Below are 23,681 nucleotides of genomic sequence, written 5' to 3' on the forward strand. Positions count from 1 at the left end.
ACTTAATATAACCTATTACACTTTAGTTATTTATAACATTAATTAAATTGTCCAGAGGGGGCAGTTACCACGAGGTAGCTAGTTACTTCTAGGTATCTTATTTATTTTTAGATGTTTTTATAATATTGTTGATTCATTCTACACTAACCATTAAAACTGATAACCTATTATGAAAGTTGTATTATTTATTATTTATTATTTTATCTTCTTTATCTTCTTTATCTTCTTTTTCTTATGCATCGATAGAGTATAAAAAACCGCAGACACCTAGTGAGTTACATCATTTGTTTGCAGAATATTTTCTTAATAAAGATGTTGTTGGGCTAGGAACGCTATTTCATGAGGATGCAGTTTTTGTTTTAAATGCTGAACGTGAAGTTGTTAAAGGTAGGGAGGCTATCAAGCAGACCTTAAAGGGGTATTTGGAGGGGGATGGAGAAATGATCACTCATGGTGTATCAATTCACATCAATGGTGATACAGCACTTATTCGTTCAGACTGGGAAATTACCAATGTACAAAAAGGAATGGCACTTGAAGTGATGAAATATACTAATGGCGGTTGGCTTTATGTGATTGATAGTCCATATGGCTTCTAGTCATTAAAAAAGAGTTTGTGTCTTATATATGATCTAAGGAAATATCAAATGAAAGCTCTAAAGGTAACTGAGTTTGGCAAGCCAGAAGTGTTAGTTGTAAATGCCCCTGATTAACTGGCCGTCAAATATTAACCAAAGTGACTAGCGTTGTTGATCAAATCTCAGTTCAAGATGTAAGATGTTTTATCTAATTAGGTAGCTTGTTTCCTCATCTGTATTCCTAGTACTATGATTTTGTTCATCGCCTTAACATCTGCCAAGGTTTACCGACTTGAGCATTATAATCTAGTAGGCTAAGTTTCAGACTAATCAGCTGCTTGTATCGGTACATGGCTGTTTTTGAGAGTGACCGAACTTGATAGTAATTAGCTCGTTTTCATTGCGATAGCCCGTTATTTTTAAAAGGGTTTTCCTGCCTAATTAACCCTAATACCCTGCATTGCTTCTGGGGAGGTAGTGGGTTGCAGCCCTTGCGCTGAAGTAGCTTATGGCATGCCTTGGTATCGTATGCACCATCAGCTGAGACTAAGCTATTCGTCTTCTCGATGGGTTTAGCAATGCGGATTAAATTTTGATGACGTGCCACATTGGTTGTCTGCTTGTAAACCACGACTTATTAGACTTCAGCATCACTTATTTCCAATAAAAAACCGCACTCCTAAAGGGATGCGGTTTTTTGTTAGCTTAAGCTATCTCTAGCTTATCAATACTATTTTTAATGCTTAGAAATAGTAACCAAAGTTAATATTGAAGCGCTTGTTAGTGTCACCATTACCGACCATAGTTCCGCCGATAAAAGGCTGGTTCTCACCGACAACAAAGTCGAAATAAGTGTAGAGTCCGCCGGCAGTTACCGCCATTCCTGTGACATTCATAAAGGTATCTTCTAAATCCGCAGATTTATCAGTAACCAATGAGTAGTCGTTATAGAATGTTAGGTTTGATATCGGTCCAATATTAACCGGTAGGCTGTATGCTACGTTAGCGATGTAAGTCGTCGCTTCTGCTGGAATTGAGTCATAGAAGTGGTATGCAGCCACGACAATACGGTCAACATCCATACCATCAACGTCGTACTTATAATCGGTCAATTGCAACTTAACATTCCAACGGTCGTAGTTAACGACACTGTGGATTGCGGCTGCAACGTTGTCACCATCGGTGCCGTTGGCAATTTCAAGTTGGCCAGCTTGAACTGATGCGCCTAGTTCAACAGCAACATCATTGAATGCGAAGTTATGGGCATAGCGCGCGTTGAAGGTGTTTACTTCGCCAGCGGCATAACCGTCAGTTGGAGCATCATAAGCACCTTCGCCCTCTAAACGAATACCGACAACATCGTATGCGTAACGGTCAGTACGGTCTGAGACATACCCGTCAAGTCCGCCTTGCTCATCGTTTTTGTAGAAAGCTAAATCGAGGCGATTATTTTCACCAGTGTATTTGTAATTTAGGCCCATATCGTAGTCATCTTCTAAGCCCAAGTAGAAGTTAGAGCTGAAGAAGTAGTTATTTGATGCGTAAGTTAGAATACCGAAAGGGACTTGAGTGACACCAATTTTACCTTGTTGCTCTTCAGTAAAGTTGTAACCAATCCATGCATGCTGAATCACATTCATGTATTCAAACCAACGATACTGGGCAGAGTAAATTAAGTCTTCGTAATTGCCTGAAACATCTATGCGAAATAGATCGAAATCAAAATCACCGCCGCGATCAGCGTTATCATCATTATAATCTTCATAAGAGTAATTAACACGAACGGCACCACCAAATTTGACGGCGTTTTCTTTTTTCTTCTCTGCAACGACTAACTGCTCAGATTCCTTCTGCTGTTGAGTTTCCAACTGCTCGATTCGGGCTTTTAGCGCTTTTAGCTCTTCGTCTACCGGGGCGGCATTTGCATTAGCAGCTAATGCAAGGGCGATACAAGAAGCAGCAAGTGTATAGCGATTCATCATTTATCCTTGTTTGTTAAGTTTGATTTTTGTGATTCGGTGTTGTCGGTATCGTCCGTGTAGAAGTCTGATAACACGCCTGCCAGATGAGAACGTGAAAGCTCACCCTGCAAGTCACCATCGGCATCGACAACGGGCAGGGGAAAGTCTGATTCCATTGTGGTTGGAATAATACTTTCAAGCAGTGCATCTGGTGATATCGGGGTCATCTCCTCGACCTGGAAGTCTTCCATCGGTGCATCTTTATCTGTTTTTACAGCGTCTTCCAGTGCTTCTTGGCACACTACGCCCTGAAAACCTTCATCGGTAACGTAATAGGCATAGTTGGCTGGGATCTGCTTCATCTGCTTGAGCGCTTCACCGATGGTATCGGCGGTAAGGCGAAAGGCTGGTGGCTTCATCACGGTTTCAACGGTTAGGGCTCGCGGACGGTTGACGTCTTTGACAAATGCTTCGACATAATCGTCAGCAGGGTTGAGCAAGATATCCACCGGCGCTCCCACTTGGATCAGATTGCCGTCTTTAAGGATCGCAATCCGGTCGCCAATGCGCAGCGCTTCATCGAGATCGTGAGTAATGAAGATAATGGTTTTATGCAGCTCTTTTTGCAGATCTATGAGTTGGTCTTGCATTTCACTGCGTATCAAGGGATCAAGCGCCGAGAAAGCTTCATCCATCAGCAGAATTTCTGCATCGGTGCACAGCGCTCTCGCTAGGCCCACACGTTGCTGTTGGCCACCAGATAGCTGCGAAGGGTACTGCGCTTCATATCCGCTCAAACCAACAGTGTCTAGCCATTGATTAGCCTTGGCATTTCTGCTGGCTTTGTCTACCCCTTGTACACTGAGACCATAGGCAACATTTTCCAGTACGGTGCGATGAGGCATTAAACCAAAGCGTTGAAACACCATCGCCATTTTATTGCGACGAAATTGCTCCAACTCTTTGCTATTCAGCTTCATCACATCAATGCCTTCAACCAATATCTGCCCTTCAGTAGGATCGATAAGGCGATTGAAGTGACGGATCAAAGTGGACTTTCCTGAGCCCGACAACCCCATAATGACAAAAATTTCACCTTGATGAATGTCGAGGTTAATGGCTTTAAGGCCCACGGTATGGCCGGTTTTAGCTAGAATTTCATCTTTAGATAAACCTTCTTTAACCATCGGCATGACGTTAGCGGGTTTTTTGCCAAAGACCTTATAGAGATCTCTAATTTGAATGAGTGGCTGTGTTGGTGATTGATTAGTCATGATTTCCACTCTGGGTGTGTTTCTGAGATCGCTTGGCGTAAGCTTGAGAAGTGCGATCAAAAATGATGGCTAGCGCGACAATGGCTAAACCGTTAAAGAGTCCGAGGGTGAAGTATTGGTTGGTGATTGACTTGAGTACGGGTTGACCCAGCCCCGTGACGCCAATCATCGACGCAATAACGACCATTCCTAGTGCCATCATAATGGTCTGGTTAATGCCTGCCATAATGGTCGGAGAGGCGAGTGGTAACTGCACTCCCATAAGGCGTTGCATGGGACTTGCACCATAGGCGGTAGCAGCCTCTAGTACTTCTTTGTCTACCAGACGGATCCCGAGATTCGTGAGTCGAATAACGGGCGGAATGGCATAAATTACCACGGCAATCACGCCGGGCACCTTGCCAATACCGAGTAACATGACCACGGGGATCAGGTACACGAAGGCTGGCATGGTTTGCATGACATCCAAAATCGGCGTCACTATTGAGCGAGTTCGATTACTGCGGGCCATTAATATACCGATGGGTACGCCGAGTACGATGGCTAATAGCGTGCACACGGTAATGATACTGAGAGTCCGCATGGTATTTTCCCACATACCGAAATAACCGATAAGTAGAAATGACACCACCACGCCGACAGATAATTTCCATGAACGACTAGTTAAGTAAACTAATGCGGTAATTGACAGCAGTACAGCCCACCAAGGTGACTGTACCAACAGCTTTTCAAACCAGATAAGAAAGTCGAGCAAGGGATCAAAGAAAGACTCGATGACATCACCATACTCACGGGAAAAGTCCCGAAAGGTGCTGTCTAAATATTTGCGAATTTCCAATAACGTCTCACGATCCATCTTTGGAAATTTGCTGAGCCAAGAAAAGTCAGCCATTGGTACCTCTATCGTTTTTATACGGAATAATCTAGATGAGAAACAAAAACGCGAAGCTTTGTTGGCTTCGCGTTTTGTTCGGATTTAGAGTGCTTTGACTGCCAATTTTACTTTTTCGGCAACATCAGCAGGAACCCATTTAAGCCATATATCTTCATGCTTCATCAGGAAGTACTCGGCGGCGATGTTACCATCAGCCTGATTGTCTTCCATCCAAGCCAGCAAGCCGTTCATCTGGGCATTGGTGATAGAACGTTTAGCAAGATACTCAAATTCTTGAGTTGATTTTTTAGCAAAAGCTGCAGTGGTAACCGTTTGCACTAATGCTGATGGGTACATGGTGACTTTAGGATCTGCGCACTCTACGTTAGAGATACAGTCACGAAAATGGTCTTCATCGATACCGGTACCAAAATCGACCTTAACCATGTTGTACTTACCCAATATTGCAGTGGGTGCCCAGTAATAACCAAACCAAGGCTTTTCACGCTCGTAAGCACGGGCGATGGAACCTGATAGACCTGCTCCTGAACCCGGATTGACAAGATCAAACCCTGCATCACTGAGCTTTAGTGCTCGAAACAGATTTTCAGCGGTGATCTGACAGCCCCAACCCGCAGGGCAGCCATAAAAAGCACCACGATCTGGATCTTCTGGATGCTCAAAGGTTTTTACTTTGGCAATAATACCCGCGATGGTTTTCAGGCTTGGGTCTTTATCGACCATATACTTGGGTACCCAGAAACCTTCTTCACCGCCATCAGAGAGTGATTTACCTGCAATTGCTAAGCGCTTCTCCTTGATGCCTCGTTCGATAAGATCTTTAACGTTATTACTCCAGATCTCAGGCGCGATGTCAGGCTCTCCTTTTTCAACCATTGAGGTGCTCGTTGGCATCGTATCGCCAGGGATTAACTCTGCTTCGCAACCGTAACCATGTTCTAAAATAAAGCGATCTACATTGGCGATTAATGAAGCTGAACTCCAGTTCATATCTGCGATGGTGACTTTACCGCATTGCTCTTCGGCAAAGACTTGATGTGTCGCGGTACTAAGCAGTAATCCGCCAATCAAAATTATACTTTTCATAAGAGCTCCGTGCTCGATTTGAGAGTTTGTTGCGCACGAGCCTTTAACTAACAATGGTTAGAGTTCAAACTAGGGGCTGTGCTTCGATTCTTGCAGGTGACAGTAATGTGACAAGCATATTACCAAAAATAGGACTAAACAAAGTGTTTGAGAGCGTAAATTAACACAATTGTTGCATGGTTAACAGTTTAGTACTTCAAACTTGCTACCTTAGTCAATTACGCCTTCATAAATGTGATTAGAGCTCAAACTAATCGTGACTTATTGGCATATCCGTTGGGTTGCTGGTTCGGTTATTAGTCTGCTGGTTCTGCTCTGTAGGCTGGCCGTCTGTAGATTGCTAGCCATTGGTGATAAGCATGCTGTGCTTGTCAGTTACTGGTGGGTGTTGAACTAGTGATGCAATGCTTGACTCTGGTAACCTATTAAGGGAAATGCAAGCGTCGGTGCCGAGAATATTGCAACCGGTTGAAATTGACGGCAAGTATCTGGCTGATGGCGGCACTGTCAGCAATATGCCAGCCGATACGGTACGCGAGATGGGTGTTGATATTGCAATTGATATTGGTTCCGAGTTTGCACCGAAAGAAGAATTACAAAACAGTTTTGCCATTTTAGCGTCGCTGTCTACCATGATGACCCAGGCCAATGCAGTACAGCAAATCTCAAACTTACAACCACAAGATATCCTTATTCGTCCTAACCTTAGGAAAGACCTTTTAGCGTGTTGGGGGCTCTATGCCTCTAATAGAGCAGCTGAGCTGATATTGTCATTTAAGCTGACGTTTGGTCACAACGCACCTTGTGAGAGAGGCGCCTATTGCGAGGATACCAAAGCCAAATACGTTCCCTGTTACCGCTACCGTAATAAACCGCAGTTAACTTTCAACAATGATATTCAGATGCCCACAATTGTTACCATCACAAGTGGATGGATACAGCAATCTCGAGGATTGTTACTGTACGGGAAAAGAAATTTTCAGATTGAGTGCATTATCAAACCAAGTCAGTTGAGTATAATTCAACCAACAAAATTGACATGGCAATACGCCTGTTAGCTTCTAAACTTTAAATCTACTTGGTGCTGTAGTTGAGCAAGGTTCTTTGCTGTTTGCTGAGTAAATGAAGGAGTCTAAATGGCAAGTGGTTGGGCCCGCGACGGGGCAGTGCAAGATCAAATCGATAATAGTATCGAAGATGGCGTGGCGCATATTCGCAGTGAATTATCCGTTGGACAAAGTCTGTTCGACTGTGAAAAGTGCGATAAACCCATTCCCGAGGCGCGTAGACGAGCTGTTCAAGGCGTTCGTTTGTGTGTTGAATGTCAAAGCGAGCGAGATAAACGGCACGGTAACATGGCACTGTTTAATCGCAGAGGCAGTAAAGATAGTCAATTACGTTAAGTGCGGTGTTAGGCTGGGTTTGATATTGATAGCCGCATGTTCGTCAGATAATAAAATACACATTATTATTACCGTACGGTAAAAGTAAATTGCGTAATGGTGGGATTATCATTTATTAAGTCCCCGCTATAATGCTCGCATATTCATTACGGCGCTGGTTCAGATAAGACCGTTTATACACTCTATCAATCTAGGAATTTAAGATGACAGCACAGACAATTAAATCTAAAGCCGCAGTCGCTTGGGCCGTAGGCCAGCCACTCACTATGGAAATCGTAGATGTTATGCCGCCTCAAAAAGGCGAAGTGCGCGTCAAGATGGTTGCCACTGGTGTGTGTCATACCGACGCATTCACGCTATCGGGTGACGATCCTGAAGGTATTTTTCCGTGTATTCTAGGCCATGAAGGCGGCGGGATTGTTGAGTCTATTGGTGAAGGCGTGACTAGCGTGCAAGTCGGCGACCATGTTATTCCTTTATACACACCAGAGTGTGGTGAGTGTAAGTTCTGTAAGTCAGGTAAAACTAACCTTTGCCAGAAAATTCGTGAAACTCAAGGTAAAGGTTTGATGCCTGATGGCACCACGCGTTTTTCAAAAGATGGCGTTGATATCTTCCATTACATGGGCACATCTACTTTCTCTGAGTACACAGTCTTGCCTGAAATTTCATTGGCAAAAGTGAACCCTGAAGCACCACTTGAAGAGGTGTGCTTATTGGGTTGTGGTGTGACCACTGGTATGGGCGCAGTCATGAATACCGCAAAAGTTGAAGAGGGCGCTACGGTTGCAATCTTTGGTATGGGTGGTATTGGTCTATCAGCAGTGATTGGTGCTGCGATGGCTAAAGCGTCACGTATCATCGCTATCGATATTAACGAAAGTAAGTTCGACTTAGCTCGCCAACTGGGCGCCACTGATTGCATCAATCCAAAAGATTACGATAAGCCAATTCAAGATGTGATTGTAGAACTTACCGATGGCGGCGTTGATTACTCATTTGAGTGCATCGGTAACGTCAACGTGATGCGTAGCGCGCTTGAGTGTTGCCATAAAGGTTGGGGCGAGTCAGTGGTTATTGGTGTCGCAGGTGCAGGTCAAGAGATCTCAACCCGTCCATTCCAACTGGTGACTGGTCGTGTATGGAGAGGCAGCGCTTTTGGTGGGGTTAAAGGCCGCTCAGAGCTACCTGAGTACGTTGAACGTTATTTGGCGGGTGAGTTTAAGTTAAGTGACTTTATTACTCATACTATGGCGCTTGAGCAGGTTAACGAAGCATTTGACCTTATGCATGAAGGTAAGAGTATTCGTACTGTTATCCACTTCGACAAGTAAACTATCAAAATAAGTGGATAGGGCGTAAGCCCCTATCCAACCGCTTTCGCATTAACTGTCATCGATAGTTAATGCGAAAGCGCTTTAAGAGACTCAAGTATGACAATCGAAAATATAAGTGTAAACAAGAGTTTTGGCGGCTGGAATAAGCAGTATACCCACCACTCTGAAGCGTTAAATTGTAAGATGCGCTTTGCTATCTATCTGCCGCCTCAAGCGTCAAATGGCCAAAAAGTACCCGTATTATATTGGTTGTCAGGCTTAACCTGTACCGACGAAAACTTTATGCATAAAGCCGGTGCGCAAGCGCTCGCTGCAGAGTTGGGTATCGCAATTGTTGCACCAGATACTAGCCCGCGTGGCGAAGGTGTGGCTGATGATGTCGGTTATGATTTAGGCCAAGGTGCAGGTTTTTACGTTAATGCAACGCAAGCGCCGTGGAATCGTCATTACCAAATGTATGATTACGTCGTTGATGAACTGCCAAAATTGATTGAGTCTATGTTCCCAGTCAGTGACAAGCGCTCAATTGCGGGTCATTCAATGGGCGGACATGGTGCCTTGGTTATTGCGATGCGCAATGCTGAGGCTTATCAGTCAGTGTCTGCGTTTAGCCCAATCAGCAACCCAGTTAATTGCCCTTGGGGCAAGAAGGCGCTTACGGCTTATTTGGGCCGTGACACTAATGCATGGCAGGATTACGATGCGAGCCTATTGATGCGTAAAGCCAGTGCGTTTGTGCCGGCATTAGTTGATCAAGGCGAAGGTGATAACTTCCTCACAGAGCAACTTAAACCTGAAATGTTGCAGGCTGCGGCTAAAGTAAGTGGTTACCCGTTAACGCTTAATATGCATGAGGGTTATGATCACAGCTACTTCTTCATCTCGAGCTTTATTGAACAACACTTACGCTTTCATGCTGCTCACTTGAACGACTAGCATTACATTACTATATTATAAAAATGCCGCCTTATCGCGGCATTTTTTATGCGCCGCAGTTACTAACTCCCCTCTGAATCGCTCACCTTATTATTGGTTCATTTAGCAAGCCTTTCGATAAAAAAGTACACCTCATGGACTTTGTTTTGTTAGGACAAGCAATAAAAGTGATCATGGTTGGTGTTTTACATGCTTTATGGGCCTGAATGGCGAGTGTTTGCACTCTGTTATTTTAGCGCTAGAGTTAAGCTAATTCATATAAGGAGATAACAATGAAATTATGGAATATAGTTGTGATTGGCCTTGCGATAGTTTTAGCGGGTTGTGCAGCAACGGAAGCTTCAAAAGAGCGGGCGGCAATGTATGAGTTTCCTGAGTTAGAGCAAGTTAATTCCATTGATAATTTTAGAATGGATGGTTGGGAAGAGATCGATAAGTATTCGCTGATAGTCAATAGCAGGCCAAGAGAGATCTATCTGTTGATTTTAAATGGTGGTAATAATGATCTTAAGTTTGCCCAAGGATTACTCATTACATCAACCCTTGGTAAGGTCGAAGTTGGCTTTGATAGTGTCTCAACTCGAGATAACCCACAGCTTAAATACAATATTAAGCGCATGTACCGCATAAAAGATAAAGCGGAGAAAGAGCTTATAAAGCAACAAATCCTCGCTTTCTCTGTTGATGAGAAAAAGTTAGAAAATAAAAAATCTGAGGCGAATAGTACTAGCGGCAATTAAAGTGGCAACTTACCGCTGAGTGGAATCAATCTATAAAAAAGCCCGTCTATCAGTCGATAGGCGGGCTTTTTACTGCAGACCATTCCTAGGGGATATTAACTAAGGCCACATTAGCCTTTAATAAGGTAAGCGCCTTTAGTAGTAAGTGTCACCGTAATTGGCTCACTGGTTTTGTTTTTCCAATACCATCCGTGCGCACCTGCAAAAGGCGTGGTCAGCGTCCCCTTCACTTGATCGGATGTGGTGATAGTAAAACTTTCAAAGAAACCTGTTTTATCACCTTGAGGTTCGCCGTGAAAATCAAAATACAAGGGTGCGCCATTGGTGCGCCATTCATATTCTAAATGGGCTCCTTCATTCATCAGTAGTTTATATTCTAAACCTTTACCCGCCGCAATAATGATGTCGACCGTATCTTGGCGTAGCCCCATCATTTCTGTACGAGTTTGTTTGATCTCTGCCACTGAGGGCGCATCGTTTATCACAATAGAGCTTGAACTTACCATTACGCCTGGCCCGGCTTTAATACTTGATGTACTCGCGATCACTGGTTCTATCGCCGCAGTGGCTATTTTTGTTAAGCCTAATGATTGACCAATACCTGTTGGATCAATGTTGTACTCAGCGGGTAAAATCGCCGTGACTAATACAATCGCTGCAATGATGGTTGCGACGATACTCGCTTTCAGTAAGGTGGCGTTAGAGTGGACCGGTGCACTGAGTGGGTTGCTCACGGTGTTAGTTGCTTGGTTGTCTGTTTGCTGTGTCATTATAGTTCCTAAATTTGTATTTACGCATGCGTATTTAGCTGCATTTTTCTGTTGGTAGCAGCTTTGGAGCCTGCTTTAATTTGTAAAGTATCCAGTGAGTTGAAAGCCGACTAACATCAATCCACCACTCATGAGTAGTGTGTTGGCCGCAGTTGAAAACTTGAGATAACTTTGATGCCTGCGCCAAAAGCTCATCATAATGAGTACAACGCCTAACGCTAAAAATTGCCCAATTTCTACGCCGACGTTAAAGGCAATAATATTGGTCATTAACCCCTCTTTAGGCAGATTGAATTCTTGGATTTTCGTGGCCAGCCCAAAGCCATGGAATAGGCCAAAGATCATTACCGCGACTTTGGTGTTGGGCTGGAAACCAAAAACGCGTTTGAATCCACCTAAGTTATCAAATCCTTTATAGACAATTGAAAATCCAATAATCGCATCGATAAGATAAGGATTTACCTGGATGTCGTAAAACACGCCGTACAGCAAGGTAATGCTATGACCAATAGTGAACAAGCTGACGTAGAGCAACACGTCTTTAGTGCGATAAAGGAAAAAAATCACGCCGACTAAAAACAGTAAATGGTCATATCCAGTGACCATATGCTTAGCACCGATATAGATAAAGGGCAGAATAGAAACCCCTTGATTAGCAGCTAAAAACTGCTTGGTACCTTCATCTACGCCGTGAGCAAAAAGAGAGAAAGAGGCCAATAACCCCAAAAAAATCACCATAAGTCTTATGGTGTTAGCCAATGGTTGGCTCATTACATGTACTCCAATTATTTATTTTATTAAGCGCATGAATCAAAGACTGAATGTAGTCAGTCAAAGAAGCGCAAAATGGGTCTATCGCTAAACGACTTGGAATAGTTAACCAAGCCGTCATTTAAAAGATAAATAATTAGCGGTGTGGAGGGGGATTGGGTGGTGCGTATCGGTAGTTGTTATAAAGCACATCATTGTCGCCGACAGTGCCTGCCTGATAAAAATCGCTGTTAAAGGTCGACTCAAAGGGCGGGTGTGATGGCGTGTGTGAGTGGTTGTTATGATCATGCTCGCTACTGTCGCTAGCAAAAACAACATCAGTGCCGTTTAAATCGGCAATTAATTCGGTGGCATTAAAAGCGGGCAGGGCTTCTACATCGTGCACATGAGCAAAGGTTGCATGCACATTCTCATGGCTATGATGATGGCTAACACTGCTACCCATAGGATGTTTACCATTGGGGTACTGTACTGAATAAGCTGAGTTCATCACAAAAAACTGGCACAGCAACAGCACTAGCATGATGGCTAATGTTGTTCTGGATTGGTGGGTCGCTGGTAACGCTAACCTGACCTTGATGTTTTTGCTGTTCAGTATGTTTAGTCTTAAAGAGAATATAGCTACCGAGATTAAATCAGATTGAAGATCAAACTGCTAGTATTTCCCGACGACAAAACCATTGCCGAGGTTAACTTACCTACAGCCTCACCTAGACGAATGCGAAGCAAGCTGATTACAGCAAAGCGGTTGGTCGACAATGCTCTTGGCACAACAATGCCTAAAAGAACGGGTAGAAGGTAATGAACGAGTGAAGAAAACATGTGTTTGCGGCTGCTTATGAGTTTGCTGGTGCAGTGGTTAGCGACTAATGCGCGGTAAGACTGAGTGAGTAAACATTTACATACTCCAATAAAAAAGGAGGTGTTAGCCGCCTTTTTTATGTTCAATATTCAGCTTGGACTTTGGCTTTACCTGCTTTAAGCCGGCTTAAACATACATTTTAAGCGTTTGATAATAATCAGTCGTGACATGGTAAATAGGCCACTAACCGTTTTTTGATGTAAGCGGAAAATTGTATCGTACAGCCGGCGTACTAAGCGGCCTTTTAACACTAACCGATCGTTCATCATGGTGCTGATGGCGAAGTCATGTCCAATCGCAACCACCATTCCGCCATCTTTATAGACGAAAGGTTTTAGCGGTTTACCCTCTAAATGTGCCACTAGGTTTTTTGCTAAGTGCACCGCGGCGCGATTGGCTGCCTGTGCTTTGGGTGGAACTTGAGTGCCACCAACCTGCGGGATCGCAGCGCAATCACCTAGGGAGAATATTGACGGGTCCGCAGTGGTTGCCAGTGTTTGCTCAACGATTAACTGATTAGCATGATTACTCTGCAAGCCACCGATGTTTTTTAGCCAGTCGGGCGCTTTAATTCCAGCAGCCCAAAATTGCACATCAGCAGCTAATATTTTGCCATCGCTGGTGGTCATGCGGTGAGCTTCAACACTGGCGATGCGGGTATTGAGCAGGATGTTGACGTTATATTCTTCTAGTCGCTTTTGCGCTTGCTGTGACATTTTCAAAGGGCTATTAGGCAGCACTCTGTCAGCAGCTTCAATCAGATTGATGTTGAGCGTCGCGGCATAAGGGTTATTGGCTAGCTTAGCGCTCACTTTGGCCAACTCAGCGGCGAGTTCAAGTCCAGTCGCTCCCGCGCCGACGATATTAATGCTGCGTTCTTTACCTGAACGCAGCAAGGTACTGATTTGATGCCAGCTGTCTCGAGCTTGCGCAGGTGTATCGAGGAATAAGCAATGCTCTTTAGCTCCTAAGGTGGCAAAGTCGTTGCTAATGGCCCCGATAGCAATCACTAAGTAATCGTATGCGAGTTTGTCGACTTCACCATTGGGTTTACGCAGCACTAACTGCTTTTCTGAGCGTTCGATATCAGTCATCCATGCTTGGTAATGCATATAGCCATTCTTTGCGCCATGGCTGAAATAGCAAAGGCTGTCGAGGTCACTGTCAAAGGTACCTGCGGCTATCTCATGGAAGCGAGGTTTCCAGTAGTGATGAGTCTCTCCTTCTACCAGTACCACCTCATCTTGACTATTGACCGAACGGCCTAAAAGGCTAGCGATTTCTAGACCAGCAGCGCCGCCGCCAACAATAACGATACGAGACATAACAATTCCTCAGTGCACCGCAATTTGGTGCTGCAATAATGTGTAACAAGCGCCAGGTGACTTCAGCGGTATACCCTAGGTATCTGCTCGTCCTCAGGGCATTGGATGGCGCTCATTATAGTTATCATCATATTTGGAACAATTAGCTTAAAAGGTAAATTACTTTTGCGACACAGTAACAATCAACGCCTTGTAGGAACTAAGTTATTGAAAGTAATTACTTTGGCTTTGTTGTTAATAATGGCAACTGACCAGTAGCCTAAGCTAGAGGTCAGTATAGGGTGCGGTAAAGTGTCTATTTGAGGGCGTTACCCAGGTAGTCCAACAGCATGCGCACTTTAGGTGAGAGGTGACGATTTTGAGGATAGAGCGCCCAGATCCCTTCTTCAGGTTGGCGGTTATGCTCAAGCAGTGCCACCAGTTGTTTGTCTTCTAAAAAGCGGGCGACATAAAAATCGGGTAGTTGTACGATGCCAATGCCTTTAATTGCCGCATCCACTAAAGCGTGGCCATTGTTACAACTGAGTGAACCGCTTACGCGTACATTTCTGGTTTTGCCATTTTCTTGAAAACGCCAATAATCCATAGTGCCGAGCAAACAATTATGTTTTTCTAGTTCCGACAATGTGTGGGGAATGCCATAAGTGGAAAGATAAGCGGGTGATGCACAAACATACTGGGTTCGCGTACTTAGCTTCTTAGCCATCATACTCGAGTCTTCTAGTTGCCCGAGCCGGATGGCAAGATCGTATCCTTCGTCGATTAAATCAATCCTTTGATTACTGAGGATGAGTTTAATCTCCAGTTCTGGATACAGCACGGCAAAGTCATTGATCAAAGGCGCAATGGTTTTTTCACCATAGGTGAAGGGAGCGGTAATTTTTAGCAATCCTCTAGGGGTCGTTTGCAGATTAGTGATCGCTCGCTCTGCTTCTTCTAATCCATCGAGCACTTGTCGACAATGTTGATAATAGATCCTGCCAACTTCGGTCACCGATACTTTTCTTGTGGTGCGATGAAACAGCTTTGAAGCGAGCCGAATTTCTAATGCGCTGATCTGCCTGCTGACTTGAGCTGTCGAAATCCCTAGTCGTTGTGATGCCTTGGTAAAGCTTTCGGCTTCGGCTACTGCAACAAACTCACTGACACCTTCCCAATTAAACATTATTACTCTCAAGAAATTATCTTTGCTAAATATCCCTTAATTATTACCAAATTCAGCCTAAATGCAATTCAAAATCACATCTTATTTAAAACGGCTAATCGCTATTTATAGCACCAAACTGAGTATTTAAGTGAGATTTATTATTACTCACTGTAAAAAGTAATTTGTTAAAAAGTGGGATTATCAACTAGTGGGTAAGGAATATAATCACTGCCATCGAATGACAAAGATGTCATCCAGTCTCAGTTTGTAGTCATCCAACATATCAGTAAAGAGACTGTAAGTTTTTATTTAAATTAAGGAAGTCAAAATGAGCACAACATTCTATATGCCTCCGATGTCGATGATGGGACCCGATGCCATCAAGCAATTAGGGAGCGAACTACAGGCGAGAAACTTTAAAAAAGCGCTAATCGTAACCGATAAGGCATTAGTCGATATTAAACTCGTCGACAGACTAACCGATGAGTTATCTGCTCACGATATCGCATTTGCCATCTTTGATGGTGTACAGCCTAACCCGACAGAGAAAAATATTGAGCAAGGTCTTGAGATACTTAAAATTCAAGACTGTGACTTTGTCGTTTCATTCGGTGGTGGCTCTTCTCACGATTGTGCTAAAGGCATCGCCTTAGTCGCTGCCAATGGTGGTCATATTCGTGATTACTCTAAAGGTGTGCATTTATCTGCGAAGCCTCAATTGCCTTTGGTTACCGTCAATACCACTGCTGGGACAGCTGCTGAAATGACCATTTTTGCCATTGTTACCAATGAAGAAGATGAGACTAAATACCCGATTGTAGATAAAAATTTGACGCCGATCATCGCCGTCAATGACTCAGAACTTATGGTGGCAATGCCTAAGTTTCTTACCGCTGCAACGGGAATGGATGCATTAACCCATGCGATTGAAGCTTATGTTTCAACTGCAGCGACTCCCATAACCGATGCGTCAGCCATTAAGGCCATTGAGCTCATCTCAATGAACTTGCAGCAGGCTGTCGATAATGGCGAAGACCGTGCAGCGCGAGATGCGATGCAGTACGGAGAGTATTTGGCAGGTATGGCCTTCTCTAACGCGTCTCTGGGTTATGTGCACTCAATGGCTCACCAATTAGGTGGTGTATATGACTTAGTGCACGGCTTATGTAATGCCATCTTGCTGCCATACGTTTCTCGTTTCAATGCTGTCGTTAGCAGTGAGAGATTTGCCGATGTTGCTAAAGCAATGGGCGTAGATACAACAGGCATGAATGCCGCTGATGCTGCAGAAGCTGGCATTGTTGAAATAGAAAGACTTTCAGCCTCAGTTGGTACCGCCCAAAAGCTGGCTGATCTTGGAGTTAAACAGGACAAACTTGAATTTATGGCGATTAATGCCTTAAACGATGCGTGCTCTTTAACCAATCCAAGAAAGGCTAGCACTGAAGAGATCATCAATATTTTTAAACAAGCGATGTAAGTCGTTCTGCTAAGACCTGCAGGGCTTAGCCTCATTTATCTGGAATAATTATTATGAAAACGTTAATTCACCCATTGGTCGATAATGGTATCTCAGCAACAGCCGAAGGTTTTAGCGGCGGATCATTGCACTGCCAGTGTTCACACCATCCTGTTGAAGTGACTGTCTCAGCGCAAACTGCACATAACCATGTTTGCGGTTGCAGCAAATGCTGGAAGCCTGAAGGCGCTCTGTTTGCTCAGATAGCGGTGGTCGCTAAAGGCCAAGTTAGCGTGACTGCTAATGCTGATAAATTACAAATTGTCGACGCGTCGGCGGCAATTCAGCGTCATGCATGTAAAGAGTGTGGCACCCACATGTTCGGCCGTATCGAAAACGCTGAGCATCCTTTCTATGGTTTAGACTTTGTCCATACTGAGTTATCTAAACAGCAAGGTTGGTCAGCACCTGAATTCGCTGCATTTGTCTCTTCTATCATTGAGTCAGGAACGGCACCTGAAGCTATGGCTGATGTTCGCAATACATTAACTGACTTGGGATTAGCGCCATATGACTGCTTATCTCCAGTATTGATGGATGCCATTGCTGCTCACGTTGCAAACAAGCGCTAAGCGCCATTAATTGATACTGAGTAAATAGGTATCGTGGATTTTATAAAAAAGCGCTACGGCGCTTTTTTTATGTCTATTGGCAGGGGTTTAACCTACTTAGCCCCCCCAAAAAAAAGCAGCCATCTAGACCGGTGTTATCGTTTTTTCTTATATTGAATGGTAAAAATATTTGTTGATCAGGCCGATTATTATTGTTGAATTAATAAATATATTTGACGCATCGAAATGGGATTGTCTTAGTTTTTTAAGAGTTGAAGCTTAAATGCGTATGGGCGGAGCTGCTGCGGTATTGATGCTTTGCACTGATGGTTTCATTTATCGGCTCATGCTTGGTTTTTGATTGCAGCTGTTTATTACCATTTGGTAAAAGTGATTTGCAGTTTTAGCTGATTATCATCCTATCCATTATCAATATACTAAGCACAAATTCAGTATCTCAATCTATGCAGCGGGCTTTGCCTGCCGAACACTTTACATTTAAGGCTTATATTATGAGTTGGATCTTTCTATTACTGGGTGTCATGGCTGAAGCCTTATCTCATGTGGCGTTAAAGGCGACCGATGGTTTTAGTCGACCATTGCCAGCCGTATTGGTTATTTTGGGTCATTTGGTGGCATTTATTTTTCTTGGCCAAGCTATGAAGGGTATGCCTGTGGGGGTGGTTCATGCACTGTGGGCGGGTTTAGCCATAGTGACAGTTACCTTGTTATCGGCACTATTTTACCGCCAACATCTAGATCTCACTGCGTGGATCGGTATGGGATTAGTCGCTGCTGGCGTAATGATGATTAACTTCTCACAAGGCCATAGTCACTGATTCAAAGCATTACCCTCGTTGATCTCATTTTAACCTTAAGCATAAAGCTAACCTCAGCTTTCTTTAGTGGCCTCAATATGCTGACTGTCTCATTATTCGATACAAACTTGTTGGTGTGAGGCACTTTTTCATGCGGTAGAGAATCGGTAATCTATTCATAACGTCGATAATGACACCGACAAGATTCTCTATTTATCAGGTTATGAGTGAGGTTTACAATGAAAATTAAGACGATGCTAGCAGGTGTTCTATGTTCCGGTTTACTCATCAGCAGCGTAAATGCCGCTGAAGTTGAATTTTTCGTGGGTGCGGCTGCGGGTTATCAAACCGATAAAGTGGACGGCAATATACAACACGACACCGAAGACATGTCGTGGCAAGGACGAATGGGGATATTGATTGAGCAACAGCATCGGATCACGGGTACCTTTGGCTATATGGAGGACGAATTCTCTCAAGCGGGCAACGATTATAAGCAGGAACAATATAGCTGGTTGCTCTCTTATGATTATTTAATTCCAGTCCATAAAGACGTTAACTTATTTGCTGGTGTTACCGTAGGCGCTAATGACAATAAAATTGCGGGACGTGCAGATACTGATTTGGTCTGGGGTGGCCAAGTGGGTGTGCAATATCAATGGAGTGAACACTTTTCGTCAGATCTCGGGTATCGCTATCTAGAACAAGATTATGAACGCGATGGGATCACTATTGATAACAGTCAGCAGGTGTACTTGACGCTTGATTATAAGTTCTAGCGAATAAGACAGAAAAAAGCCGACTGTAATGCAGTCGGCAAAAGTATTAGCCCTAAAAGATCCTCAGCTAGCGATCCTAATTGACAAGAAACCTTACGTTTTGGGCGCAACCATTTCAAAATAGTGCCCAGTCTTCTCTAGATTGATGACTTTTTCGTACGACGACGTAAGCCGAATAACCCAAGCAGTAAGACTGACACTCCCATTGCACCACCGCTGTCTGACTGTGTCAGTTCAGGTTCAACAGCAACCACTTCAGCTAGCAGCCTAGCCATTAACGAAAAAACAACAATTTGTATTACTCTCGTCATCTATCTCAAGAGCATATTACGGTGCGGTCCTTATCTGACGGACGGGTAAAGCAGCAGCTTGCATCGTCTTCTCGTGACATGTTTGGACAGTTCGTGGTGAGCTCGAAAGAGGTGCTTTTTTGTCTAATCGTCGCGGCGCTTGGGAATTATGGGTTAATCAAGAAACTGGCAGTAAACAACTGACGCATCTGCAGTGGTATTGAAGGCGATGTTAGAACCCCTTCATTTTCTAATGATGGCAGTAAGATCTATTACTCATCAAATGTAGGTGGACATTGGAGTCTCTATGCCTATCATTTTGATAGGCAACAATTTGAGTTTGTAGTGGGCCATGCTGCTAAGTATGGTGTTGAGGATAACGTCGGTGGATTGTATTACAGCCGCGATAACCAAGCTGGGATCTATTACCATCCGAATGATGGCGGTGAAGAAAGACTGATAACAGCCGAACTGTCGACGAGTGATTGGGGCAGCTTCTTTTACCAAAACGATGCGCTGTATTTTTTAAAGCGCACTGACATCAGCGATCAAATTATTGAGATAGCAGCTGACAATCAACAGCAGTTACTATTTACTTTACCCGCTGTGAGTATTCGCGGACAACGTGCGTTGGCAAAAGGGGATGACAATACCATTGTGGTGAGTATGTTAGGAATTAATGATGCCGATATTTACAGTGTTTCGTTAGCTGCAAGTCACTAGCATTTTAGTATTAGAATCTGTTTTTCACTAAGAAGCGCCATTCCCAGCTATTCACCTCTGCGCCAGTGGTAAACGGAACACTGAAATCAATATGGGCAACGTTGCCATAACTTGATTTAGACGAGTAGATCCTCGCACCAATCCCGACGCTTCCAATAACGCCAGGGATCTCGTTGTTGCCATCATTGCCCCCCGTTGCTTGACCCACATCGGTAAAGGCTGCCCAGCCCAGCTCTGCTAATTGATAGAGATTAATATTGGGGTAATTACGGACTTCAGCCGTAAATGCCCATTGATTGTCACCATATTGATAGTCGTTAGGGTAACCACGGATCCCAGTGTCATCACCGAGTGCGAAGGGCCTATCAATATAATTGTTTTGCGAAGTGCTGAGCCTGAGTTTGGAATAAGCGGTCCACTTAGGGGTTATATGGTAGAAGTACTCAGCGGCAACATTCACCTTGTAATAGTCTTTTTGAGTGGTGGCAAACACACCTTCGCCATCCATTTCTAGCAGCAGTAAGTGATCTTTAGCTTGGAAACCACGGCTAGACTGCCAATTGATGTGATAACCAACAGGGGAGTCATCGTTGAGATCGCGGGTTTCAAGTCCTAATTTGACATAGTGTTGCCAACCCAAATTAAAGTCTTCGTTATAGTTAATGAGGTGGACGTTGTTGAGGACTTTAAAGTCATCTTGTAGATATTGATAGGCTACCCAAGGGTAGAGGAAATCACGATCTTGAGGTAGTTCTGATGCTGGATACTCCTCTATATTATCAAACTCATGCTTATCTTGAGTGAGTCCAGTTATGATGCGGGAAAGCTCATCACTGCTGCGATTTAATAGCCAGCCGTAACGGGCACTATTGTAGGTAACAGCATGCTCAAATTCATTAAACTCCTGGCCGTTTTGTTTCAGGGTATCGACTCGGAGATCATCTAAATATTCAGCCGAGTACATATTGCTGCCATCAAGTGTGTAGAAAGGTTTCTTAAAGTATAGATGGGTCGCTTGACCATCACTGTTATCGTAAAAGTCAGCCGCTATGGTGGCATGTTCGATAAAGTTGAGGGGGGCTTCAATCGCAAATTTGTAACCAGTACGATCGGCATTAGACTGGTACTTGAAACGCGTTCGGATCCCTAAACCCAGTAAATTATCCTCTTTAATACCGATAGAAAACTTACTCTCACCACCGCTGCGGCCGAGACTCACCGTGGGTAATAACGACCAATTGTCCCACGTTTCAACCAGAATGTTTTCACCACCATCATCGATGACATCAGCATCTGGCGCGGGCTCAGCAAACTGAATGTCGGCATCACGAATATAGGGCTCTGCGCGTAATATTCGTTGCACTTCATCGAGGTCTTTTTGGCTTACACTTTCATTTTCTTTAAAGCTGAGTTTGTCGCGAATGACGTAGTCGCGAGTATTGATATGTAGGTAGTTGGCCCAGCGGTGAATAAAAAAAGTGTCGGGGTCAGACAGATCAAAGATGTCATTGCTTTTAACGACAATACTGTTGATATGCTTCTTTTGTTCATAGTCTTGAGGTTTAGCGTCTGCTTTTTTTGTCGTTATCTCTTCAGCACCAACCGCACTGGTCAGTGCGTAAGTTAATAAGGCTAACGTCGAACAGCTAAATCGAGTCATAGGCTAGAGGAGTCCTAATGAGATAACGATGATTACAAATGCATTACATAGCTATAACACATGGAACAGGCAGGTTAGTCAAGCATAAGATGATGGCTTTACATGAGGATAGACGAATATAACGCAGAGGATGCGAGCGCGCTGATGCGCCCGCATGTGTTAATTTGTAACTCGTAAACAGTTATAAGGTGCGACGGGGTGGTACGGCGACATTGGCAAAGATTAATCCAGCAACAATAGACATGAAAATAAGAAATACCTGCGTGCCAAGGTGCGATTGATTAAACATGGTCTCACCTAAAATTAAGGTATTAAGACCAATATAGGTTTTGCTGCCCGGCACTAAGATGACGATACCTTGTAATAGCGCAATCGTTGCGGGTGCTTTCATCCAGCGAGCATAGAGATTTGAGTATATGCCTACCGCTAATGCACCAAAGAAAATACCAATAGAGTCACCAAAGTAAATGCCGCCGAGCATGGCTGAGAAAAAGGCGACAATCCCCGCAAGAACCCCCCAAGGAGAGTCTTTCATGCGCGCTTTAAAGATAATCACGAGTGCCATAGAAAGAATCGGTACAGCAGACCAAACGGCCCATTTAGGCAGTGATTCAGGCGGTACATAGGTGGTTTCACCAAACAGTGCTTTACCTATTGTTAAGCCAAGAATAACCCCGAAATAGAGCTTAAATAGCAGCATGAATGCATCCATCACCCTTGCTGTACCTGAGATGAGATCTCGTGCGGCTAACTCCGCTAACCCGAGTGTTAATGCCAAACCTGGAATAAAGATGATGATGCCTGAGAGTATGACCACTGGAATGTTCATACTGGGATCAAACTTAGCAATACCGCATGCGGCAATTGCGCACAAAATCGCGGCTAAGGGTTCAAGCATCTCAGCCATACGTTTAGAGCGTTCAGCGCGATAGACCAAGCCGTAAACCATAAGGCCTAATATACCTGACCAAAAAACATCGTTCCAACTGGTGCCCATTAACATGGCAAAGGCACCGGCTGAGCTGCCAAAAGCCAATAGTGTTAAGGCTGTACCGTAAGGGTTAGGCTTGTTGGATATCTCTTCTAAGCGCTCAAGTGATTCGGTTAATGTGCGTTTGCCAGACATTAGCTCTTCAACGAGTTCGTCGGTTCGCGCTAATGAGCCTAAATCGAGTTCACCTGGGTTAACCCGTGCCACGTGATTATATTCTTGATCTTCATCGTGCTGCAGCACGAATGTCATTGCTGTTGGCGACACCAAGAAATAACCCTCTATACCAAGCAGTTTGGACACTGCTTGCAGGTGTGTTTCAAGCCGGTAGGCGGGCGTACCAAACTTATGCAGTGCTTTACCGAGTCGAATGATAAAACGTCGCTTTTCTAGAAACTCTTGATTGTTCACAATGGCTATTCGCTATTTATGTCTTAATTGTAAGGCTTAATTATTATCAATAAACACGGTCTCATTGAGCTTATATATCGCTGCAATGCACCACTATTTATTGGCTGATTCTTGACGAGCGCATCTTACCTGATTTGCTCAAAAAAAGTTGCGATTTATTTACTTAATGTTCATAAATTGTAATGCTGTGTCGTTAATCATAATTACAAGTAGGATGTTCCATGCCACTCGCGATATCAGGTCTGTATATTAGCCTTACTGCATTACTCGTTATAGCGTTAGCCTATCGAGTCATAAAAATAAGAAAAACACATAAAATTGGCATTGGTACTGCTGGTAACGAGCCACTGAGTCTTGCTTGTCGGGTGCATGAAAATTTACTCGAGAACGCACCGATAGCGATGTTGTTATTTGTGGTTGCCGAAAGTAACGGTACTAGCGCCGCGGTATTGCATATTTTTGGTACGCTTTGGATTGTGTCACGCTTGATGCATGCCATCGGTTTAACCCAAGGCAAGGGGGGTTATCACTTTGGCCGCTTCTGGGGAGTACTGATGACATGGGCAGTTTTAGTGGGCTTAGTGGTGGTGAATCTTGTTGCATTTGTAGCGAGTCTTTAACCCTGCAGATAGCGTTCAGCCAGGGGTAGATATTGACTATCTATAAGGTGACAAGTCCCGCCTAGCAATACCCACAGCCAATTAAAGGGCATATAGACTATACTAAAAAAAGCATCGTATTGATGCTTTTTTAGTCACACCTGCGGCGCGGAGCCTGTTATACTCCGCGTCCCCGATGTGAGCTAGAATCGGGGCGTTTAACCCGTATTTTTTGTTTCTAAGTTAGGCTGTCTA

The 23,681-nt window shown here is 43.9% G+C and carries 25 protein-coding genes and 2 pseudogenes; 12 read left to right on the top strand and 15 right to left on the bottom strand.

What is annotated here, in order from left to right; all coding sequences use genetic code 11:
- The first annotated feature begins 176 nt into the window (after positions 1-176).
- Positions 177-599 (top strand): YybH family protein, encoded by a 423-nt coding sequence (locus tag CXF82_RS17475; protein WP_102044661.1) that lies wholly within the window; start codon positions 177-179, stop codon positions 597-599.
- 191 nt (positions 600-790) lie between these two features.
- Here CXF82_RS17475 and CXF82_RS22795 read toward each other — a convergent pair.
- From CXF82_RS22795 to CXF82_RS17495, 6 genes and pseudogenes are all read right to left on the bottom strand, one after another.
- A pseudogene (locus tag CXF82_RS22795) lies at positions 791-960 on the bottom strand (IS5/IS1182 family transposase); the annotation flags it as partial.
- A gap of 86 nt (positions 961-1,046) precedes the next feature.
- Positions 1,047-1,157: pseudogene (locus tag CXF82_RS22800) on the bottom strand (IS5/IS1182 family transposase); the annotation flags it as partial.
- Between the two features lie 164 nt (positions 1,158-1,321).
- Positions 1,322-2,557 (bottom strand): hypothetical protein, encoded by a 1,236-nt coding sequence (locus tag CXF82_RS17480; protein WP_101093432.1) that lies wholly within the window; start codon positions 2,555-2,557, stop codon positions 1,322-1,324.
- Positions 2,557-3,813, bottom strand: coding sequence for a quaternary amine ABC transporter ATP-binding protein (locus CXF82_RS17485; protein WP_102044662.1), 1,257 nt, complete (start codon positions 3,811-3,813; stop codon positions 2,557-2,559). The genes CXF82_RS17480 and CXF82_RS17485 overlap by 1 nt, the downstream gene beginning before the upstream one ends.
- Complete coding sequence (locus CXF82_RS17490; RefSeq protein ID WP_101093430.1) at positions 3,806-4,705, bottom strand: ABC transporter permease; 900 nt, start codon at positions 4,703-4,705, stop codon at positions 3,806-3,808. Before CXF82_RS17490 ends, CXF82_RS17485 begins: the two co-directional genes overlap by 8 nt.
- Before the next feature lie 84 nt (positions 4,706-4,789).
- A complete protein-coding gene (locus CXF82_RS17495) occupies positions 4,790-5,794 on the bottom strand; it encodes an ABC transporter substrate-binding protein (RefSeq protein ID WP_101093429.1) in 1,005 nt (334 codons plus the stop codon).
- Between the two features lie 404 nt (positions 5,795-6,198).
- On the opposite strand from CXF82_RS17495, the gene CXF82_RS17500 reads away from it, so the two are divergent.
- The 5 genes from CXF82_RS17500 to CXF82_RS17520 all read left to right on the top strand — a co-directional run bounded on the left by CXF82_RS17500 (position 6,199) and on the right by CXF82_RS17520 (position 10,210).
- Positions 6,199-6,852: a patatin-like phospholipase family protein gene (locus CXF82_RS17500; RefSeq protein ID WP_145991703.1), complete on the top strand. Its 654-nt coding sequence runs from the start codon at positions 6,199-6,201 to the stop codon at positions 6,850-6,852.
- Between the two features lie 78 nt (positions 6,853-6,930).
- Entirely contained in the window at positions 6,931-7,197 is a 267-nt protein-coding gene (locus tag CXF82_RS17505) for a DksA/TraR family C4-type zinc finger protein (RefSeq protein WP_102044664.1), read from the top strand.
- 203 nt (positions 7,198-7,400) lie between these two features.
- Positions 7,401-8,531, top strand: coding sequence for an S-(hydroxymethyl)glutathione dehydrogenase/class III alcohol dehydrogenase (locus CXF82_RS17510; RefSeq protein ID WP_101093426.1), 1,131 nt, complete (start codon positions 7,401-7,403; stop codon positions 8,529-8,531).
- A gap of 99 nt (positions 8,532-8,630) precedes the next feature.
- Complete coding sequence (gene fghA / locus CXF82_RS17515; RefSeq protein ID WP_102044665.1) at positions 8,631-9,470, top strand: S-formylglutathione hydrolase; 840 nt, start codon at positions 8,631-8,633, stop codon at positions 9,468-9,470.
- Between the two features lie 272 nt (positions 9,471-9,742).
- The gene (locus tag CXF82_RS17520) at positions 9,743-10,210 is read left to right on the top strand and encodes a DUF6491 family protein (RefSeq protein WP_102044666.1); all 468 of its coding nucleotides are present in this window, start codon (positions 9,743-9,745) and stop codon (positions 10,208-10,210) included.
- A 110-nt stretch (positions 10,211-10,320) separates the two neighbouring features.
- On the opposite strand, the gene CXF82_RS17525 is transcribed toward CXF82_RS17520, so the two are convergent.
- The 6 genes from CXF82_RS17525 to CXF82_RS17545 all read right to left on the bottom strand — a co-directional run bounded on the left by CXF82_RS17525 (position 10,321) and on the right by CXF82_RS17545 (position 15,103).
- A complete protein-coding gene (locus CXF82_RS17525) occupies positions 10,321-10,980 on the bottom strand; it encodes a hypothetical protein (RefSeq protein ID WP_102044667.1) in 660 nt (219 codons plus the stop codon).
- Between the two features lie 75 nt (positions 10,981-11,055).
- On the bottom strand, positions 11,056-11,751 hold the full coding sequence (locus CXF82_RS17530; protein ID WP_102044668.1) for a HupE/UreJ family protein: 696 nt from the start codon (positions 11,749-11,751) through the stop codon (positions 11,056-11,058).
- 136 nt (positions 11,752-11,887) lie between these two features.
- Positions 11,888-12,241 (bottom strand): hypothetical protein, encoded by a 354-nt coding sequence (locus CXF82_RS17535; RefSeq protein ID WP_248989340.1) that lies wholly within the window; start codon positions 12,239-12,241, stop codon positions 11,888-11,890.
- Positions 12,242-12,381: 140 nt separating this feature from the next.
- Entirely contained in the window at positions 12,382-12,699 is a 318-nt protein-coding gene (locus CXF82_RS22205) for a hypothetical protein (RefSeq protein ID WP_145991704.1), read from the bottom strand.
- Between the two features lie 30 nt (positions 12,700-12,729).
- Positions 12,730-13,938, bottom strand: a complete 1,209-nt coding sequence (locus CXF82_RS17540) for an NAD(P)/FAD-dependent oxidoreductase (RefSeq protein WP_102044670.1) — start codon at positions 13,936-13,938, stop codon at positions 12,730-12,732.
- A 295-nt stretch (positions 13,939-14,233) separates the two neighbouring features.
- Positions 14,234-15,103, bottom strand: a complete 870-nt coding sequence (locus CXF82_RS17545; RefSeq protein WP_101093420.1) for a LysR family transcriptional regulator — start codon at positions 15,101-15,103, stop codon at positions 14,234-14,236.
- 310 nt (positions 15,104-15,413) lie between these two features.
- Between CXF82_RS17545 and CXF82_RS17550 the strand changes: the two genes are divergently transcribed.
- The 4 genes from CXF82_RS17550 to CXF82_RS17565 all read left to right on the top strand — a co-directional run bounded on the left by CXF82_RS17550 (position 15,414) and on the right by CXF82_RS17565 (position 18,752).
- Complete coding sequence (locus tag CXF82_RS17550; protein ID WP_102038588.1) at positions 15,414-16,565, top strand: iron-containing alcohol dehydrogenase; 1,152 nt, start codon at positions 15,414-15,416, stop codon at positions 16,563-16,565.
- Positions 16,566-16,618: 53 nt separating this feature from the next.
- Positions 16,619-17,176: an S-(hydroxymethyl)glutathione synthase gene (gene gfa / locus CXF82_RS17555; protein ID WP_102044671.1), complete on the top strand. Its 558-nt coding sequence runs from the start codon at positions 16,619-16,621 to the stop codon at positions 17,174-17,176.
- A 413-nt stretch (positions 17,177-17,589) separates the two neighbouring features.
- Positions 17,590-17,994, top strand: a complete 405-nt coding sequence (locus CXF82_RS17560; RefSeq protein WP_257982811.1) for a DMT family transporter — start codon at positions 17,590-17,592, stop codon at positions 17,992-17,994.
- Between the two features lie 218 nt (positions 17,995-18,212).
- Positions 18,213-18,752: an outer membrane beta-barrel protein gene (locus tag CXF82_RS17565; RefSeq protein WP_102038591.1), complete on the top strand. Its 540-nt coding sequence runs from the start codon at positions 18,213-18,215 to the stop codon at positions 18,750-18,752.
- Between the two features lie 137 nt (positions 18,753-18,889).
- Here the strand turns inward: CXF82_RS17565 and CXF82_RS17570 are convergent, their stop codons facing one another.
- Entirely contained in the window at positions 18,890-19,063 is a 174-nt protein-coding gene (locus CXF82_RS17570) for a GlyGly-CTERM sorting domain-containing protein (RefSeq protein ID WP_102044673.1), read from the bottom strand.
- Between the two features lie 324 nt (positions 19,064-19,387).
- Here CXF82_RS17570 and CXF82_RS17575 point away from each other — a divergent pair, with 324 nt between their 5' ends.
- Entirely contained in the window at positions 19,388-19,765 is a 378-nt protein-coding gene (locus CXF82_RS17575; protein WP_219621793.1) for a hypothetical protein, read from the top strand.
- Between the two features lie 10 nt (positions 19,766-19,775).
- Here the strand turns inward: CXF82_RS17575 and CXF82_RS17580 are convergent, their stop codons facing one another.
- Together CXF82_RS17580 and CXF82_RS17585 are read right to left on the bottom strand one after the other, a co-directional pair.
- Positions 19,776-21,425, bottom strand: coding sequence for a BamA/TamA family outer membrane protein (locus CXF82_RS17580; RefSeq protein ID WP_232775003.1), 1,650 nt, complete (start codon positions 21,423-21,425; stop codon positions 19,776-19,778).
- A 181-nt stretch (positions 21,426-21,606) separates the two neighbouring features.
- On the bottom strand, positions 21,607-22,827 hold the full coding sequence (locus CXF82_RS17585; protein WP_101093412.1) for a threonine/serine exporter family protein: 1,221 nt from the start codon (positions 22,825-22,827) through the stop codon (positions 21,607-21,609).
- Between the two features lie 221 nt (positions 22,828-23,048).
- Between CXF82_RS17585 and CXF82_RS17590 the strand changes: the two genes are divergently transcribed.
- Positions 23,049-23,447 carry an MAPEG family protein gene (locus CXF82_RS17590; RefSeq protein WP_101093411.1) on the top strand — a complete coding sequence of 133 codons (399 nt, stop codon included), beginning with the start codon at positions 23,049-23,051 and terminating at the stop codon, positions 23,445-23,447.
- The last annotated feature ends 234 nt before the right edge of the window (positions 23,448-23,681 follow it).

It is taken from the genome of Shewanella sp. GutDb-MelDb, assembly GCF_002836075.1.
Classification (GTDB): domain Bacteria; phylum Pseudomonadota; class Gammaproteobacteria; order Enterobacterales; family Shewanellaceae; genus Shewanella.